Annotated in this window: 18 protein-coding genes and 1 tRNA gene; 8 read left to right on the top strand and 11 right to left on the bottom strand. The window is 65.5% G+C overall.

Going from position 1 to position 14718, the window contains the following annotated elements; genetic code table 11:
* On the top strand, window positions 1-580 hold a 580-nt coding region (locus tag WBF82_RS15265), incomplete at its 5' end, for an alkaline phosphatase family protein (RefSeq protein WP_424383833.1).
* A 40-nt stretch (window positions 581-620) separates the two neighbouring features.
* Here the strand turns inward: WBF82_RS15265 and WBF82_RS15260 are convergent.
* From WBF82_RS15260 to WBF82_RS15250, 3 genes are all read right to left on the bottom strand, one after another.
* Window positions 621-710 (bottom strand) — tRNA-Ser (locus tag WBF82_RS15260).
* Between the two features lie 29 nt (window positions 711-739).
* Complete coding sequence (locus tag WBF82_RS15255) at window positions 740-1198, bottom strand: nucleoside deaminase (RefSeq protein WP_424383832.1); 459 nt, start codon at window positions 1196-1198, stop codon at window positions 740-742.
* A 15-nt stretch (window positions 1199-1213) separates the two neighbouring features.
* Entirely contained in the window at window positions 1214-1726 is a 513-nt protein-coding gene (locus WBF82_RS15250) for a tRNA adenosine deaminase-associated protein (RefSeq protein ID WP_424383831.1), read from the bottom strand.
* A gap of 132 nt (window positions 1727-1858) precedes the next feature.
* On the opposite strand from WBF82_RS15250, the gene WBF82_RS15245 reads away from it, so the two are divergent.
* Window positions 1859-2803, top strand: coding sequence for a prephenate dehydrogenase (locus tag WBF82_RS15245; protein WP_424383834.1), 945 nt, complete (start codon window positions 1859-1861; stop codon window positions 2801-2803).
* On the opposite strand, the gene WBF82_RS15240 is transcribed toward WBF82_RS15245, so the two are convergent.
* From WBF82_RS15240 to WBF82_RS15220, 5 genes are all read right to left on the bottom strand, one after another.
* Window positions 2766-3293 carry a putative glycolipid-binding domain-containing protein gene (locus WBF82_RS15240; protein ID WP_424079787.1) on the bottom strand — a complete coding sequence of 176 codons (528 nt, stop codon included), beginning with the start codon at window positions 3291-3293 and terminating at the stop codon, window positions 2766-2768. The genes WBF82_RS15245 and WBF82_RS15240 overlap by 38 nt on opposite strands.
* Before the next feature lie 74 nt (window positions 3294-3367).
* Window positions 3368-4108 carry an ABC transporter permease gene (locus WBF82_RS15235; RefSeq protein WP_424383830.1) on the bottom strand — a complete coding sequence of 247 codons (741 nt, stop codon included), beginning with the start codon at window positions 4106-4108 and terminating at the stop codon, window positions 3368-3370.
* Complete coding sequence (locus WBF82_RS15230) at window positions 4105-4788, bottom strand: ABC transporter permease (RefSeq protein ID WP_424383829.1); 684 nt, start codon at window positions 4786-4788, stop codon at window positions 4105-4107. Before WBF82_RS15230 ends, WBF82_RS15235 begins: the two co-directional genes overlap by 4 nt.
* Window positions 4789-4790: 2 nt before the next feature.
* On the bottom strand, window positions 4791-5885 hold the full coding sequence (locus WBF82_RS15225; protein ID WP_424383828.1) for an ABC transporter ATP-binding protein: 1095 nt from the start codon (window positions 5883-5885) through the stop codon (window positions 4791-4793).
* A 3-nt stretch (window positions 5886-5888) separates the two neighbouring features.
* Complete coding sequence (locus tag WBF82_RS15220; protein ID WP_424383827.1) at window positions 5889-6830, bottom strand: ABC transporter substrate-binding protein; 942 nt, start codon at window positions 6828-6830, stop codon at window positions 5889-5891.
* A gap of 103 nt (window positions 6831-6933) precedes the next feature.
* Here WBF82_RS15220 and WBF82_RS15215 point away from each other — a divergent pair, with 103 nt between their 5' ends.
* Entirely contained in the window at window positions 6934-7272 is a 339-nt protein-coding gene (locus WBF82_RS15215) for a LapA family protein (RefSeq protein ID WP_424383826.1), read from the top strand.
* A 4-nt stretch (window positions 7273-7276) separates the two neighbouring features.
* Here the strand turns inward: WBF82_RS15215 and WBF82_RS15210 are convergent, their stop codons facing one another.
* On the bottom strand, window positions 7277-8311 hold the full coding sequence (locus WBF82_RS15210) for a phosphotransferase family protein (protein ID WP_424383825.1): 1035 nt from the start codon (window positions 8309-8311) through the stop codon (window positions 7277-7279).
* Window positions 8292-8987 (bottom strand): histidine phosphatase family protein, encoded by a 696-nt coding sequence (locus tag WBF82_RS15205; RefSeq protein WP_424383824.1) that lies wholly within the window; start codon window positions 8985-8987, stop codon window positions 8292-8294. The genes WBF82_RS15210 and WBF82_RS15205 overlap by 20 nt, the downstream gene beginning before the upstream one ends.
* Before the next feature lie 82 nt (window positions 8988-9069).
* Here WBF82_RS15205 and WBF82_RS15200 point away from each other — a divergent pair, with 82 nt between their 5' ends.
* From WBF82_RS15200 to WBF82_RS15180, 5 genes are read left to right on the top strand one after another with little or no spacing between them, the layout of a single operon-like run.
* Complete coding sequence (locus WBF82_RS15200; RefSeq protein ID WP_424383823.1) at window positions 9070-10095, top strand: phosphotransferase family protein; 1026 nt, start codon at window positions 9070-9072, stop codon at window positions 10093-10095.
* A gap of 1 nt (window position 10096) precedes the next feature.
* Window positions 10097-10861, top strand: coding sequence for an SDR family NAD(P)-dependent oxidoreductase (locus tag WBF82_RS15195; RefSeq protein WP_424383822.1), 765 nt, complete (start codon window positions 10097-10099; stop codon window positions 10859-10861).
* A 28-nt stretch (window positions 10862-10889) separates the two neighbouring features.
* Complete coding sequence (locus WBF82_RS15190; RefSeq protein ID WP_424383821.1) at window positions 10890-12173, top strand: acyl-CoA dehydrogenase family protein; 1284 nt, start codon at window positions 10890-10892, stop codon at window positions 12171-12173.
* Window positions 12154-12777, top strand: coding sequence for a TetR/AcrR family transcriptional regulator (locus WBF82_RS15185; RefSeq protein WP_424383820.1), 624 nt, complete (start codon window positions 12154-12156; stop codon window positions 12775-12777). The genes WBF82_RS15190 and WBF82_RS15185 overlap by 20 nt, the downstream gene beginning before the upstream one ends.
* Complete coding sequence (locus tag WBF82_RS15180) at window positions 12777-13748, top strand: NADPH:quinone oxidoreductase family protein (protein ID WP_424383819.1); 972 nt, start codon at window positions 12777-12779, stop codon at window positions 13746-13748. Before WBF82_RS15185 ends, WBF82_RS15180 begins: the two co-directional genes overlap by 1 nt.
* 58 nt (window positions 13749-13806) lie before the next feature.
* Here WBF82_RS15180 and WBF82_RS15175 read toward each other — a convergent pair.
* Window positions 13807-14718, bottom strand: a 912-nt coding sequence (locus WBF82_RS15175; RefSeq protein ID WP_424383818.1) for an alkyl sulfatase dimerization domain-containing protein, incomplete at its 5' end; no start/stop codon positions are given.

Raw genomic sequence — 14718 nt, 5'->3', positions numbered from 1 at the left:
CTACAACGTCGACCAACTACCCTTCGCCCAGTTCAACTCCGTCTACGACAACTCCCCCGAATACCTGAAGGATCATTTGCTCCCGCTGGATCAGTTGTCCACCGATCTCAAGGACCCGAGCAACTTCCCGGAGTTCACCTGGATCGCTGCTAACGAGGCCAACAACATGGAAGGCCCTATCGACACTCCTTCGGGCCTCGCCCAATTCCTTATCACCCAGTTCACGGACCATAAGTACAACGTCGCGGCCGGCGACCAGTTCGTCCAGCAAGAGGTGTCCGCCATTGAAAACTCGCCAACGTGGACGGACCCGAACGCGAAGGATGCGATCATCATCACCTGGGACGAGGACAACAACAACCTGTCACTGGGCTTCGGTAACGAAGGCAACAACGTTCCGATGATTGTGATCCCGAACCAGGACGCCATAACGGCTGGGGGGATGCAACCCGGCCACTTCACCACCGACGCCTACTACAACCAGTACAGCCTGATGGCCACTATTGAAGACGCCTTGCGTCTGGCCCCGCTCACACCCAACGACATGTACGCCCCACCCATGAACGCATTCTGGAAGTAACGTGGACGCGGTGGCAGTGACCTTTGAGCTGCGGTGATGCTGGCGGTGGCGGAGGGATTTGAACCCTCGGACGGTGTTTGCCGTCACACGCTTTCGAGGCGTGCTCCTTAGGCCGCTCGGACACGCCACCGCCGGAGAGCTTACCCAACGCTGCGCGGCTCAGCCCAATCGCTGGCGAGCGAAGAACGCCTCAAGCAGCGCGGCGCAGTCGTCGGCCAACACTCCGCCGCGGACGGCCGGGCGATGGTTGAGCCGCCGGTCGCGGACCACGTCCCATAGCGAGCCGACCGCTCCGGTCTTGGGCTCCCAGGCCCCGAACACCAGACGGTCGACCCGCGCCATCACCAACGCGCCGGCGCACATTGTGCACGGCTCAACGGTGACCGCCAGCGTCGCTCCGGGCAGCCGCCACCCGTCGCCGAGTACCGCGGCGGCAGCCCGGATGGCCAGGATCTCGGCGTGCGCGGTCGGATCGCCCAGTGCCTCACGCGCATTGACCGCACGGGCCAGCTCGGTTCCGTCCGCGCCGAGGACCACCGCGCCGACTGGCACGTCACGTGGGCCCGCGGTAGCGGCGACCGCCAGCGCGGCACGCATCAGGTCTTCGTCGGAGCTCACCGTTCGGTGTTGCGATCACCGACCGAGGCGGTCGAGCACCGCCGACAATTCTTCGGCAAAGCCCATCTCCCGCGCGATGCGGCCCAGCTGCTCGTCGGCGTAGAGGTCGGTCTCATCAAGAATGACGCCCAGCACCGCCTCGGGCAGCCCGACATCCGAGAGCAATCCGAGATCGCCCTCCTCGAACGGCTCGGCGTCCTCTAGATCCTCCGGATCGATGTCGGCGTCCAGGTTGTCCAGCACTTCAGCGGCGATGTCGTAGTCCAGTGCCGCGGTCGCGTCGGACAGCAACAAACGGGTTCCCGACGGCGCCGGCCGCACGATCACGAAGAACTCGTCGTCGATGTCGAGCAGCCCGAAAACCGCGCCGGCGCTGCGCAACTCCCGCAGTTCGGTTTCCGCATCACTCAGGCTGGTCAGGACCTTGGAACGCATGGCAGAACAGCGCCATTTACCGTCCTCGCGCACAACCGCCACGCCGAATCCGTCCGGCGTGTCAGCCTGCGCGGAAGCCCGCTGTGCTCCCATGGCCGCCTACGCTAGTCCCGCTGAGGCCCATTGACCAGCACATCACCAGCAGATCAGGGTCGCGGCGGCCGCCTATCAGGCGTCAGCTCTCCCAGGTAAATGTGCCAACCTTGTGGGGTGGCGAAAACACCGGTGTGCGTGCTCGGCCTGGGACTGATCGGGGGATCGTTACTGCGTGCCGCGACGGCGGCCGGCCGCGAGGCCTTCGGCTATAACCGCTCGGTCGAAGGGGCACAGGCGGCCCGGTTCGATGGCTTTGACGCCACCACCGATATCACCGAAGCGCTGACCCGCGCCGCCGATATCGGCGCGCTGATCGTTCTCGCGGTGCCGATGCCGGGGTTGCCCATCCTGCTCGGCCATATCAAAGAGTGGGCCCCCGACTGTCCGCTCACCGACGTGACCAGCGTCAAGAGCGCGGTGCTCGATGAGGTGACCGCGGCCGGTTTGCGGCAGCGCTTCGTCGGCGGGCACCCGATGACGGGTACGGCGCACTCGGGTTGGGCCGCCGGCCATGCCCGGCTCTTCACCGGTGCGCCGTGGGTGATGAGCGTGGACGATCACGTCGACCCGACAATCTGGTCGATGGTGGTGGAGCTGGCGCTGGACTGCGGGTCGGTGGTGGTGCCGGCCAAATCCGACGAACACGACGCGGCCGCAGCCGCGATCTCACATTTGCCGCACCTGCTCGCCGAAGCACTGGCCGTCACCGCTTCGGAGGTTCCGCTGGCGTTCGCACTGGCCGCAGGGTCGTTCCGGGATGGCACGCGGGTGGCGGGCAGCGCACCGGATCTGGTGCGGGCGATGTGCGAAGCCAACGCGGGCCAACTGCTGCCGGCGGTGGACCGGGCGATCGAATTGCTCACCGATGCGCGAGAGTCATTGGCGCACAACAACTCCGTCGCCGAGCTCGTCGAGGCCGGGCATGCCGCGCGTACCCGCTATGACAGCTTCTCGCGGCCGGAAATTGTCACTGTGTTCATCGGCGCGGAGAAGTGGCGTGAGGAGTTGGCCGCCGCGGGTCGCGCCGGCGGGGTGATCAGATCCGCTCTGCCAAGCCTGGGTAATCCACAATGAACCCGTCAGCGTCGACGGTCAGCGTTACCTCGGATACCGGCGAGTGCACCTTGATCCCTTCGGCACTTCCCGGGGCTGGACTGCTGTAGCTGACCATTGCTGAGGTCACCGACATTTCGGGCAGTCTCACGTAGATCGTCGGCACGGTGATCGAGTCCGCTCGCTCGATCAAACCGCGGCGACGAATCGGCAACGCGTTGAAGAACGGGCTGAAGACCAGATCGACGTCAAGGGCGCCGTCGAAGCCTGCCCGAGACTCGCCCTGATGGTCGGTGACCAGCCACATGTTCTCCTCGTCCCGGGCGATCGCGAGCTGACGCTCCCGCTCGGCGAGCGTGACCGTCATGCCAAGTCGCTTGGTCGCGCCGGTCTCGTCGGTTTGCAGATCGTAGTAGGCCGCGAACGCCGGATTGGTCTCGGAGGCCGCGGCCACGATGCGCCCGTTGGCCTTTAATCGCTTGCCGGACAACTGCACCCGTACCGATTCCATCCGCCTGGCATCGTGCGCGCGCCAGGTCAGAATCGTCGACCAGGAGCTCGACGTCGCTTCCGTGGGGGCTGGGCTCACGCGTCTACGTTAAGCGACGGCCCCGGCGATATCGAGGCGCGGTCGGTCACGCCCGCGCCATTCGGTGGTCTACGTCTCAGCCGACCGGTACCGGGCGCCGAGGCCCAGATCGCGAATGCCAGCGCGGCGTCAAGGATCAGCGCCAGCGCAGCCACCATCAACGCACCGACCAGAGCGATATGGAATTGGCGCACGTTGATGCCGTCGATCAAATATCGGCCCAGCCCGCCCAAGCTGGCATAGGCGGCCACCGTCGCGGTGGCGACCACCTGCAACGTCGCGGTGCGCAGCCCGCCAAGTATCAGCGGCAGCGCGTTGGGCACCTCGACCCGCAACAGCACCCGCAGCTCGCCCATGCCCATCGCGCGGGCGGCGTCGACCACGGTGTGATCCACCGCGGCAATGCCCGCATACGTGCCGGCCAGCAACGACGGGATGCCCAGCAGCATCAGCGCCACGATCGGCGGCACCAGGCCCAAGCCCCACAGCAATACGGCCAACAGCAACACACCCAGGGTCGGCAGCGCGCGTAACGCGTTGACCATGCTCACCACCACCAGGGCGCCACGGCCGGTGTGCCCGACGAGCATGCCGACCGGGATCGCGATCAGCGCCGAAACTGCTACCGCGGCCGCGGTGTACTCCAGGTGCTCCAAGGTGCGCGCCGCCAGACCCACCGGGCCGAACCAGTTGCTCGCGGTGAACAGATACGACACCGCCTGTTCGATGAAGGTCATCGCGCGCCCCCCACCACCGGAGCCGTCGGCAACCGTCGGCCGGGCCGCGATGTTCGGTTCCACGGCGTCGCGATCCGCCCGGCCAGCATGATCAGTATGTCGACGACAAGCGCGACCACCAGGATGGCGATGATTCCCGCGACGATCTGGTCGCTCTTGTTCGCCTGGTAGCCCTCGGTGAACCAGGTGCCCAAGCCGCCGATGCCAATCACCGCGCCCACCGAGACCATCGAGATGTTGGTCACCACGACCACTCGCAGCTCGGCAACCAGCACCGGAATCGACAGTGGCAGTTCAACTTTGATCAGTCGCATGATCGGCCGGTAACCGATCGCGCTGGCAGCGTCGCGCACTTGTGCCGGCACCGCGTCGAGCGCCTCGAAAACCGACCGGACCATCAGCGCCGTGGTGTAAAGCGTCAGCGCGACAATGACATTGGCCTCGTCGAGAATCCGGGTCGGAATGATCAGCGGCAACACAACGAACAGCGCCAGCGACGGAATGGTGAAGACCACGCTGGCGGTGAGTGTGGTCAGTCGTCGCAACGCGGCCCTGCGACGCACCAGCACCCCCCACGGCAGCGCAATCGCCAGCCCGGCCAAAACCGGCACCAGCGACAGCCGCAGGTGAATCGCCGTCAGCATCCACGCCGCCGGGAGATGAGTGAGCAGGTAGTGCACGCCTAGTCCCGCGGTTGGGATTCCAACACGGCCAGCACATCGCCGGCCCGGACTCCCCCGATGACCTTGCCCCCCTTGTCGACGGCTACCCCTATCGCTGCCGGCGACGACAACGCGGCATCCAGTGCCTGGCTGAGGTTGCCGCCCGGGCGGAATAGCGAGCCGACCGACGTCACGCTGTCACGCAGCGACGCCCCGCCGCGGTGCTGACGTGCGCCGTTCGCGTCGATCCAGCCCAACGGTGCGCCATCGGCTTTCACCACCAATGTCCAGCCGTCGCGAAGTTGGGCGTCTGAAATCGCGGATTCGGCGATCCGATCGATGTCGTGCACTGGCAGTTGCGCCGCGTCCAAGAACTGCAGCCACCGATAGCCACGACCGAGACCGATCATCCTCGACACGAAATCATTGGCCGGCCGCGACAACAGCCGCGCGGGCCCCTCGTACTGCTGCAGCGACCCACCCGGACCGAACACCGCAACGCGGTCGGCGAGCCGGACAGCCTCATCGATGTCGTGCGTAACGAACACGATCGTCTTGTGCAATTCGGCTTGTAGCCGCAGTATTTCGCGCTGCAGCTCGAGGCGGACTATCGGGTCTACAGCCGAAAATGGTTCGTCCATCAACATAATCGGCGGATCGGCGGCGAGCGCCCGGGCTACCCCGACGCGCTGCTGCTCGCCGCCGGAGAGCTGCGCGGGATACCGGCTGGCCAGCTTGGCATTCAAACCCACCCGCTCTAACACGTCGTAGGCGGCCGTGCGCGCGGCCCGCCGAGATTGTCCTTTCAGGACCGGCACCGTCGCCACGTTGTCGATCACCCGCTGGTGCGGCATCAGGCCTGCGCCCTGGATCACGTAGCCGATGCCGAGCCGCAGCTGCACCGGGTCGACACGCGCGACGTCGGCGCCGTCGACCTTGACGGTGCCCGATGTCGGCTCGACCATCCGATTGATCATCCGCATCGACGTGGTTTTGCCGCAGCCGGAGGGCCCGACAAAAACGGTCAGCGAGCCCTCGGGCACTTCCAGGCTCAGGTCATCGACGGCGACGGTGCCGTCGGCGTAAACCTTGGAAACATTCTCGAAGCTGATCAACTGTCAGCTTTTGATCGGATGGTCGAAGCCATTATCCCGCAACCAGTTTCGAGCTGCCTGGTCGGGGTCGATGCCAGAGTTCCCGGATACAGAGGCGTTGAGCTCGGCCAGGCCGTGGCTGGTCATCTTGGCCGACACCGCGTCCAGCACGCCTTTGAGCCGATCGGATTTCTTCTGCGAATTCACCAGCGGGACAATGTTGCCGGCCAGGAAATTGCATTCCGGGTCGTCGAGCACAACCAGATGGTTCTGCATGATCGCCGGTGAAGTGCTGAAGATGTTGGCGGCGTTGACCGTGCCGCGGACCAGCGCACGAACAGTGACCGCGCCGCCGTCGTCGCTGATCGCGACGAAGTTCCCGGGCGCGATGTCGAGCCCGTATCTCGCCCGCAACCCAACCAGACCCGACGACCGGGATTGAAAGTCCGAGGGCGCGGCGAATTTGACCTCGGGAGAATGTGCGGCCAGATCTGCGATGGTCTTGAGGTTCCATTTGGCCGCGGTGGCGGCGGTGACGGTGACGGTGTCGGTGTCCGCCGCAGGTGACGGGGTCAGAATCGACAAGTCGCCGGGCAGCTGTTTGTAGAGCTCCAATTCGACGGCATCGAGCATCGTCACTGTCGCCTTCGACTCGAAGTACAGCAGCAGGTTGCCGATGTATTCGGGCACCAGATCGATCGAATGGTCCTTCAGCGCAGGGATATACGCTTCTCGGCTGCCGATTCCCATGCGGCGGCCGACACTGAAACCGTTGGTCTGCAACGCTTGTGCATAGATTTCCGCGACGATTTTGGATTCCGGGAAGCTGGCAGATCCGACCACGATCGAGTTCAAATCGCCTGACGCCCCGCCCAGCGGATTGGAGCTGCCGCAGGCCGCCAGAACAACACACAAGCTCGCGAGCCACGCCGCCGCGCGGTATCCGCGCCATCGCAGCCTGCTCATAGCAATCGACAGTATCTTGCGGCGGCGCCCCGTTTGAGAGTGCGGCGAGGTTTCCGGCCCCGTTTCGTTTCATTCCGTGCGACAAAGGGCAAGATGGAAACCTATGAGTAGCGATTCACCTGTATCGCCCGATCAACCCGTTCCCCCGCCGGCCCAAGACGACGGCGCGCCGCCGGAATCGGCGGTGAAGTTCACCCGCGCCGCCAGCCTGTGGACGTCGCTGACGGCGGGCTTCCTGATTCTGATCGTGCTGTTGATCTTCATCATCCAAAACCCCAATTCGGCCCAGTTCCACTTCCTCGGTTGGCACTGGAGCCTGCAGGAGGGGGTGGCCATTCTGCTGGCGGCGATAGGCGGCGGGCTCATCACCGTGCTCGCCGGCACAGCGCGCATCTACCAGTTGCGACGTGCGGCCAAGAAGAACCTCGCCGCAGGCCGATAAGCAATCACGCTGTCCGCAGCTCGGTCAGCCCACGGGCGATCAACGGCGCGACGGTTTCGCCGACGCGGTCGGATGCGTCGACGTCGTCGGCGCCACCCGACATCCGCCTGCGGAAATCGATGCCTGCCGCGATGATGGCCAGCTTGAAGTACGCCAGCGCCATGTAGAAGTTCCAGTGCGCCAACGGCTGTCCGGCAATCACCGAGTAGCGGTGTGCGAGCTCGTCGGCGACCGGCAGTTGCGGCGACGTCCAGGCAGCGTGTGCATTGATGATCAGGTCCAGCGACGGATCGCGGTACACGCACATCAGCGCCGCGTCGCTGAGTGGATCGCCCAGCGTGGACAGCTCCCAGTCCACGACGGCGCGCACCCGTGACGGGTCGACTGCGTCCAGGATCGTGTTGTCGATGCGATAGTCGCCGTGCACTATCGACGTTCGGCTCTGCTGCGGCACCGCTTCCTGCAACGCCGCGTGCAGTCGCGCGACGTCGGCGTCGCGGTCGTCATCGGACGAGCGCACCAGTTCCCACTGCGAGCCCCAGCGGCGAACCTGGCGTTCTAGATACCCGTTCGGTTTGCCGAAATCGGCGAGTCCCACCGCAGCCGGGTCGACCGCATGCAGGTCTGCCAGCACCCGGATCAGCGCGTCGACGCAGCCTTCGATGACCTGCTCGTCGCCCAACGCCTCGAGCTCGGTGCGGGTGCGGACCACTTGCCCGCCAACGTATTCGACCATTTGGAACGGCGCACCGAGCACCGCGTCGTCGTCGCACAGTGCCACCGCGCGGGCGACCGGAACCGCGGTGTCGGCCAGCGCCGCCACCACTTTGTACTCACGCGCCATGTCGTGCGCCGACGGCGTCAACCCGTGCAACGGCGGGCGCCGCAGCACCCACTTCGATGAATCGTCGGCGACCAGGAAGGTCAGGTTGGAGCGGCCGCCGGAGATCAGCTGCGCCCGCAGCTCCCCGTCCCGGCCGACGCCCGCCGAACGTAGATATTTGTCCAGCGCGGAAAGGTCAAGGCCGTCGAGGGTCACCGGACCTACTTACCACTGATTTGCCCGACTCCTCAGCAGCCGTTTCGGCCGCATCGTCGTCGGGCGTCGGCTGGCGTTGGTTGCGCGGCAGCAGGTCCCACACATGCTCGGTGCCGTTGACCGTCACCACGCTCGCTTGACCGGACCGGGAGAACAGCAGCCGCGTTACCGAGACGTAGTCGATCGGAAACGACAACACCCGCTCGGTTCCAAGGATCTCGTGCAGCACGACGTTGATCACGCCGCCGTGGCTGAACACCACGACGGTGTCCTCGTGCTCCGCGCCTGCGGCGACGTCATCGACCGCGGCCCGCACCCGGGCGCGAAAGGCGTCCTCGTCGACCGTGCTGGGCAGGTGCCCGGCGGCCATCCGGGCCCACTCGTGCGGGTTCTCGTCACGGATGTGCTCGATGGGGATGTACACCGGCAGGTCGCGGTCGTATTCGGCGAACCGGTCGTCGATCTCGACGGTCATTCCGCGCGCGGCGGCGACCGGCTCCGCGGTCTGGATGGCGCGACGCTGCGGGCTGCTCACCACGCGGGTGATCGGAAACCTGGCCAGTGCCTCAGGCAGCCGCGCGACCTGCGCCCACCCTTCGTCGGAGAGGTCGGGGTCAGCGCCCTGGCCGGGTTCGCTGCGGAGCGGCAACGCATGCCGGACCAGAAGCAACTGCATGCGCACAGCCTCGCATGCGACACGAGGCCCTTGTCATCCCGGCAGAGAATGCTATTCTCCCTACAGAGATTGGGGTGTGCAGATGCTGGATGCAGGCGTGCTGGGACGCTGGCTGGACGCCAATGGCGCCCCCGGCGAAGGCGAAGAAACCGTGCTGGAACAGCTCTCCGGCGGCTCACAGAACACCCTCTACCTGATCCGGCGCGGGGACGAACGCATGGTGCTGCGGATGCCCGGCGCCCGCGCCGATGCGGCCCGCATCGACGGGCTGTTACGCGAGATCCGACTGGTGCGCGCGCTGCGCGGCACCGACGTGCCGCATGCCGAGCTGATCGCCGCCAACGATGCGGGCGATCTGCTCGGGATGCCCTTCTACGTCATGCAGGCCATCGACGGCTGGAGTCCGATGGACGGCGGCTGGGCGACCCCGTTCGACACCGACCTGACCGCACGCCGGGGCTTGGCCTTCGAGCTTGTCGACGCGGCCGCCAAGCTGGGCCGAGTGGACTGGCGCGCCCAGGGGCTGGACGGCTTCGGCCGTCCCGACGGATTCCATGAGCGTCAAGTCGACCGCTGGCTGGCGTTCCTGGACACCTATCGGGTGCGTGAACTTCCCGGCCTGGACCAAGCCGCCGACTGGCTGCGGCGCAACCGCCCCGAGCACTACCAGCCGGGCATCATGCACGGCGACTACCAGTTCGCCAACGTGATGTTCGCGCACGGCGAGCCCGCTCGGCTCGCCGCGATCGTGGACTGGGAGATGACTACCGTCGGCGACCCGCTACTGGACTTGGCCTGGTGCCTGCTGGGCTACGACGGCGAAAATCCCAAGGAAGACGGCTTCTATCTCGATATGAAGGGGATGCCGAGCCGCAGCGAACTGCTTGACCGCTACGAGAAGACCAGCGGGCTCTCGACCGAGAACATCGACTACTACCTCGTGCTGGCCAACTGGAAGCTCGGCATCGTGCTGGAAAAGACCTACGCTGCCGGAGTGCGCACCGGAAAGGTCGACCCGAACATCCAGCACGCGTTTGGGGCGATGATCCCGCAACTGATCGCCACGGCCGCCGAACTGGCCGGCTCGCTACCGACCAAGGCCCGCTGAGATGGGTTATGCTGACCAGCTTTTCGACCTGACCGACCAGGTAGTACTGATCACCGGCGGCAGCCGCGGGCTGGGCCGGGAAATGGCGTTCGGCGCCGCCCGCTGCGGCGCAGACGTGGTGATCGCCAGCCGGAAAATGGAGAACTGCGTCGACACCGCCGAGCAGATCGAGCGCGAAACCGGCCGCGCCGCAATGCCATACCAGGTGCACGTCGGCCGATGGGAGCAGCTCGACGGCCTCGTCGAGGCCGTCTACGAGCGGTTCGGCAAGGTCGACACCCTGATCAACAACGCCGGCATGTCGCCGGTCTACGACAAGCTGACTGATGTCACCGAGAAGCTTTTCGACGCAGTGGTCAACCTCAACCTCAAGGGCCCGTTCCGATTGTCTGCTCTGGTCGGTGAACGGATGATCGCCGCCGGAAGCGGCTCGATCATCAACGTCAGCACTGCGGGGTCGCTGCGCCCGGCGCCCGACATCATTCCCTACGCGGCGTCCAAAGCGGGGCTGAATGCCATGACCGAGGGCCTGGCACGCGCGTTCGGGCCGACGGTCCGGGTCAACACGCTGATGGCCGGACCGTTCCTCACCGACGTCAGCAAGTCGTGGAACCTGGATCAGGCAACGCAAAACCCGTTCGTCCACCTCTCACTGCAGCGCGCCGGCGATCCGGCCGAAATCGTCGGTGCCGCATTGTTTCTGGCATCCGCTGCGTCCAGCTTCACCACTGGCTCCATACTGCGAGCCGATGGCGGGATCCCCTGACATCCATTAGGACCTAGGAGTATTCGACATGACATGGGACTTCTCCACCGAGCCGGAATTCGAGAAGAAACTCGACTGGATCCGCGAATTCGTCCGCGAAGAGGTCGAGCCGCTAGAGGTGCTGTTCCCCGGATGCGAGTTCTTACCGTTGAACGAGGAGCGTCGCAAAATCGTCGACCCCCTCAAACAACAGGTTCGCGACCAAGGACTGTGGGCGCCGCACCTCGGTCCGGAACTCGGCGGGCAGGGCTTCGGCGCGGTCAAGCTGACGCTGATCAACGAGATTCTCGGCCGCAGCCCTTGGGCGCCAATTGTATTCGGGACGCAAGCACCCGACACCGGTAATGCGGAGATCATCGCGCGGTTTGGCACACAGGACCAGAAGGACCGCTATTTGGCCGGGCTGTTGTCCGGCGAGATATTCTCTTGCTTCTCGATGACAGAACCCCAAGGCGGCGCCGATCCGCGGGTCTTCACCACTCGTGCGGTCCGCGATGGCGATGATTGGGTCATCACCGGGCGAAAGTACTTCTCCTCCAACGCATCCGTGGCGTCTTTTTTCATCGTGGTGGCGATCACCAACCCCGATGTCGCCGTCCATCACGGTGCGTCGACATTCCTGATTCCGGCAGACACCAAGGGTCTCCATGTCGAAGCTACCCACCATCTGGTCGGGGCCGACCCGCACGAACCCGGTCATTCCCTTGTGCACTATGACGGGGTGCGGGTGTCCTCTGACGCTCTGCTCGGCGAGGCCGGCCAAGGCTTCCTGATCCTGCAGACCCGGTTGGCGGGCGGACGGCTGCATCATGCAATGCGCTCGATAGGGATGGCGCAGCGCGCTGTCGAGATGATGTCCAAGCGCGCGAAAAGCCGATTCACTCAAGGTACTTCGCTTGCCGACAAGCAGTTGGTGCAGGAGTTCATCGCGGACTCATACACCGAGCTGACACCGTTCCGGCTGACGGTGCTGCATGCCGCGTGGCTGATCGACAGCGGCGACGAACATGGCGCCCGCGCTGAGATCGCGACCTGTAAGATCTTGGCCTCGCAGGTGCTGAAATCGATTGCGTTGCGGGCTATCCAGGTGCACGGCGCGCTGGGGCTCACCGATCAGCTGCCACTGGTCAATGTCTTGCTCGGTGGCATTGCGCTCGGGCTGGCCGACGGGCCCACCGAAGCACACAAGGTCAACTTGGCCCGGATGCTACTCAAAAACTATGAGGCCGAAAGCTCGGAGTGGCCCAGCGAAATGCTGCACGTCCGGCGCGAGGCCGCGCGCGCCAAATACGGTGAGCTCGTTGACCAATAGCCGGGTGGCCGCGGCTGTCGAGCGCGCCCTTGACGACCGGCAGCGGGATGCCACCGAGGAAGTCGAACGTATCCTCGCCGCCGCGGTCCGGGTCATGGAACGGGTAGCGCCCGAACCGCCGCGGGTCAGCGATATCGTCGCCGAGGCCGGCTCGTCCAACAAAGCTTTCTACCGATACTTTGCCGGCAAGGACGACGTCATCCTGGCGGTGATGGAGCGCGGTGTCGCGATCGTCGTCTCCTACCTGCAGCACCAGATGGCCAAAGAGCGGACGCCGGCGGGCAAGGTGCGGCGCTGGATTGAAGGTGCCCTCGCGCAGGTGGCCGACCCACACCTGATCAGCATGAGTCGGGCTGCGGCCGGCCAGATCTCGGCCACCTCGAACTGGCGGGCCGCCGACGACGAGATCATGCGGCCGATGCGTGATCTGTTGACCGAGCCGATCGCGACCCTGGGCAGCACCGATATATCTCGCGATACCGACACCGTCTTCCATTGCACAGCCGCAGTGATGCGGCGCCACCTGGATCTGGCCGACCGGCCCAGCCCGGACGACATCGATCACTTGGTGCGGTTCTGTCTGCGCGGGTTGGGGGCCGGTTGATGCGCGCCGTCGTCTGCCGCAACTACGGCCCACCCGAAGACCTGGTGGTCGATGAGATCGCCGATCCGACGCCCGGCCCGGGCCAGCTGCTGGTGCGTGTGCACGCCGCAGCTGTCAATTTTCCCGACGTGCTGCTGATCGCCGGCAAGTACCAGGTCAAGATTCCGGTGCCGTTCACCCCGGGCAGCGAACTCGCGGGTGAGGTGGTGGCCGCCGGTGACGGGGCGCCGTTTCGGCCGGGCGACCAGATATTCGGGGCCACCCCGACCGGCGCTTTCGCTGAGCTGGCCCTGCTCGACGCCCATCAGGTTTCCGCGGTCCCCGACGGCGCCGACTTCGCGTCGGCGGCGGCGTTCGGAGTCACCTACCGCACCGCGTATCACGCTCTGCGGTCGGTTGCCCAAGTCGCAGAAGGAGATTGGGTGGTGGTCCTCGGCGCGGCCGGCGGCGTCGGGCAAGCTGCGCTCGATCTGGCAGTCGGGATGAAGGCCCGGGTGCTGGCGGCGGCCTCGACGCAGGACAAGCTCGACATCTGCAGGCAGCGCGGCGCCGCGGCGACCGTCGCCTACGACCGGGACGATCTGAAGGGGGCGATCCGCGAGCTCACCGGCGGCGGGGCCCGCGTCGTCATCGATCCGGTCGGCGGCAACTACGCGGAGCCGGCGCTACGTGGTCTGGCCCGGGGCGGAATGTTCATCACACTCGGCTACGCCGCCGGCGCCATTCCGGCCATTCCGCTCAATCTGGTTCTCTTGAAGGACATCACGATTCGCGGCATGGAAATCCGCACCTTCACCGCCGATCACCCCGACGACGCCGCGCGCGACATCGCTGAGCTGCAGCAGATGTTCGCCGACGGCCGGATCCAGCCCTATATCGGCGCGCGGTTCCCGTTGGCCGACGCCGCGAAGGCGTTACGCCATGTGGCCGAGCGCAAGGCGGTCGGCAAGGTGGTCATCGACGTGGCTTGAGTCGTTGAAATGCGTACAGGCTCGTGGATTTCACGAAATCACAGCCCTGTGCGCAATCTCACGGGGTGACGATGTTGAATGCCGGATCGGGTTTGTCGAGCACACCGAGCAGTTTCTGCAGGGCTGCCTGGTCACCGGAGATCTCCAGTCCCGGCGAGCTGGCTCCCCCCGTGGCCAAACCCGTTGCCACGGTGAGGAGGCGTAGCGCGTTGTCCAGCTTGACAGTCACGTCCGCGGTGGCGGCGTCGGCGGATGTTTCGCGGCTGACCAGCACGCCGTTGTGCAGTGCGAGACGAAAGTTGGTGCCTACATCGGTCAACGTGACGTCGGCGGCGAGATCCAAATCCCAAGCGCGGGGACCGTTGACACTGATGGCGAGGCCGTCGAAGATCTGTGCCGGCGTCAACGCAGACATCAACGTCAGCGACGTGGTTTGAGCCGCGGTGCCGAAGTTGCCGTCGCGCAATTCCATCGCGCCCGACAGGAAGAAGTTGCGCCAGGTCGCGTTCTCGGCGCCGTAGGCCAACTGATCGAACGTCTCCGCAAGCAGGGCACGTGCGGCCGGATGCGTGCTGTCGATAAACACCGCGTGATCGAGAAGTGTTGCGGCCCAACGAATATCACCGGAATCGAAGGCCTGCTGAGCAAGTTCGACGACGCGGTCGATCCCGCCCATCGCGTCGACATACCGGTTGGCCAGTGCCTCTGGCGGGTGCGGCCACAGCCGCGCCGGGTTGCCGTCGAACCAGCCCATGTAGCGCTGGTAGATCGCTTTGACGTTGTGGCTGACCGAGCCGTAGTAGCCGCGGGTGTGCCACGCGTTGTCCAGTGCAGGTGGCATCTGCAACGTTTCGGCGATTTCGGCGCCGGTGTGCCCTTGGTTGAGCAGCCGCAGCGTCTGGTCATGCAAATAGGCATACAAGTCGCGCTGCAACGACAGAAACTCGACGACGCGCTCGTGTCCCCAAGT

Source organism: Mycobacterium sp., from assembly GCF_049673265.1.
Lineage (GTDB): Bacteria > Actinomycetota > Actinomycetes > Mycobacteriales > Mycobacteriaceae > Mycobacterium.
This window is presented reverse-complemented; position numbering and strand designations above follow the sequence as displayed.

What these genes read in the sequence shown, in the direction of transcription:
- WBF82_RS15250 (WP_424383831.1), bottom strand. Translation starts at nt 1,726, where the DNA reads ATGGGAGCACAGCGGGCTTCCGCGCAGGCTGACACGCCGGACGGATTC.
- WBF82_RS15240 (WP_424079787.1), bottom strand. Translation starts at nt 3,293, where the DNA reads ATGGAATCGGTACGGGTGCAGTTGTCCGGCAAGCGATTAAAGGCCAAC.
- WBF82_RS15235 (WP_424383830.1), bottom strand. Translation starts at nt 4,108, where the DNA reads ATGACCTTCATCGAACAGGCGGTGTCGTATCTGTTCACCGCGAGCAAC.
- WBF82_RS15220 (WP_424383827.1), bottom strand. Translation starts at nt 6,830, where the DNA reads ATGAGCAGGCTGCGATGGCGCGGATACCGCGCGGCGGCGTGGCTCGCG.
- WBF82_RS15215 (WP_424383826.1), top strand. Translation starts at nt 6,934, where the DNA reads ATGAGTAGCGATTCACCTGTATCGCCCGATCAACCCGTTCCCCCGCCG.
- WBF82_RS15205 (WP_424383824.1), bottom strand. Translation starts at nt 8,987, where the DNA reads ATGCAGTTGCTTCTGGTCCGGCATGCGTTGCCGCTCCGCAGCGAACCC.
- WBF82_RS15200 (WP_424383823.1), top strand. Translation starts at nt 9,070, where the DNA reads ATGCTGGATGCAGGCGTGCTGGGACGCTGGCTGGACGCCAATGGCGCC.
- WBF82_RS15195 (WP_424383822.1), top strand. Translation starts at nt 10,097, where the DNA reads ATGGGTTATGCTGACCAGCTTTTCGACCTGACCGACCAGGTAGTACTG.
- WBF82_RS15190 (WP_424383821.1), top strand. Translation starts at nt 10,890, where the DNA reads ATGACATGGGACTTCTCCACCGAGCCGGAATTCGAGAAGAAACTCGAC.
- WBF82_RS15180 (WP_424383819.1), top strand. Translation starts at nt 12,777, where the DNA reads ATGCGCGCCGTCGTCTGCCGCAACTACGGCCCACCCGAAGACCTGGTG.